This is a genomic window from Phaeodactylibacter xiamenensis (assembly GCF_000759025.1).
GTDB classification, from domain to species: Bacteria; Bacteroidota; Bacteroidia; order Chitinophagales; family Saprospiraceae; genus Phaeodactylibacter; species Phaeodactylibacter xiamenensis.
Map to the genome: position 1 here is coordinate 1 of NZ_JPOS01000147.1, position 1,506 is coordinate 1,506.

The following is a 1,506-nucleotide window of genomic DNA, read 5'->3' on the forward strand; positions in this document are numbered from 1 at the left end:
AATCTGACGATTGTCGGAATGGTTTATCGTCCCTCCGGGACTTGGTTCTGGTATTAGCTATTGACTGAGTTCCGTAGGAACAACATTTCCTTCACACTTTCGTAAGAGCAGAAGAGGTGTCCCCACCACCCCAGGAAGCAGCGCTACAGCCCCCCTAATTGTTGAACCGGCAGTACCGTTATCCGCTCAGACAGCGCATATCTCCGGCTTCCCGGGTAAATGACGTAGAGATGTGACAGTCTCAAATCTTCTATAGCCTGGTGCATAGACTTTGTACGCTTAGGGGCATCCATATATTTGAATTCGGCACCGTAGGAGCGCCCGTTGGACTGCCAGTATAAATCCAGTTCGACGCCAGCGTGGGTCCCGTAGAAAAATACCTCATTGTCCCGCTTGCCCAGCTGAGCAATGGTTTCCTCTACCGCAAAGCCTTCCCAGGAAGCCCCCAGCTTAGGATTTCTAAGCAAGTCCTTTTCCTGATGGATATTTTGCAAGGTATGAAAGAGGCCCGCGTCCCGGATATATAGCTTTGGGCTCTTGACCAGGCGCTTTCCTACATTCGTATGCCACGGCAAAAGTATCCGGATCATAAAGGTATCTTCCAGAATGGAAATATACTTTTTCACAGTATGGTCCGATATGCCAAAAGATCGCCCCAACTCACTGTAGTTTAGCGTTTGACCATGATAATGGCTCAGCATCACCCAAAAGCGGTACATGGTAGAGGAAGGTATAGAGCTCCCTAAGGCAGCCAAGTCCCGCTCCAAAAAAGTAGCAATGAAGTTTTCCCGCCAAAGCCGGCTTTCCTCCAGCCCCTCTGCCAGATAAGACCGGGGGAAACCGCCTCGTAACCACAGCTTTCGGTAATGTGCAGCGCCCACCTCTGACAAGTTGAACCCGGATAAATAATAATAACCGATGCGCCCGGCCAGCGATTCGCCGCTTTGTTGCTTCAAACTGGAGGAAGCGCTACCGAGGATAAGATATTTCTGGTTGTTCTGCTGATCGACCAAATAGCGCAGTAACGAAAACAGCTCCGGCTTTCGCTGTATCTCATCAATCATGATCAGCCCTTCCAGGTTTTCCAATGCCAGCTGAGGTTGCTGCAGCATAGCGAGGTCTCGTGGGTTCTCCAAATCGAAGTAATGGTCAGGCTGGAAGGTCTTGGCAAGTGTCGTTTTTCCCGCCTGACGGGGACCCAACAGGGCAGTCACAGGGAACACGCGCATCAATTGTGCTACCGCTGCCTGATCTTGTTTCCTATCGAGAAGTGTTTTACCCATACTCGAAAATACAATTTATCCTTGAAAATTCGAATATCTACTTCGAATTTTCAAGGATAAATCTCTTTTAGCGTTTGCTAGTAATGCGCTCCAGCACCATCTGCCCCAACTTCGTCACCCGGTACTTCTGATTCCGGCTGCGCGGCTTGTCCGGTATCGTCTACCTTGTGCAGAAGGGGTAAAAGGAATCCGTCGAGTGTTGTTATGCAAGCATGACTATCAA

General features: G+C 49.6%; 1 protein-coding gene. It reads right to left on the reverse strand.

Annotation, left to right across the window (positions count from 1 at the left end):
* Positions 1 to 143 precede the first annotated feature (143 nt).
* Positions 144 to 1,283, reverse strand: coding sequence for an ATP-binding protein (locus tag IX84_RS30425; RefSeq protein ID WP_173426303.1), 1,140 nt, complete (start codon positions 1,281 to 1,283; stop codon positions 144 to 146).
* Positions 1,284 to 1,506: the final 223 nt, after the last annotated feature.

Excerpts from the sequence above, each read along its gene's own strand:
- IX84_RS30425 (WP_173426303.1), bottom strand. The coding sequence starts at position 1,283 with ATGGGTAAAACACTTCTCGATAGGAAACAAGATCAGGCAGCGGTAGCA.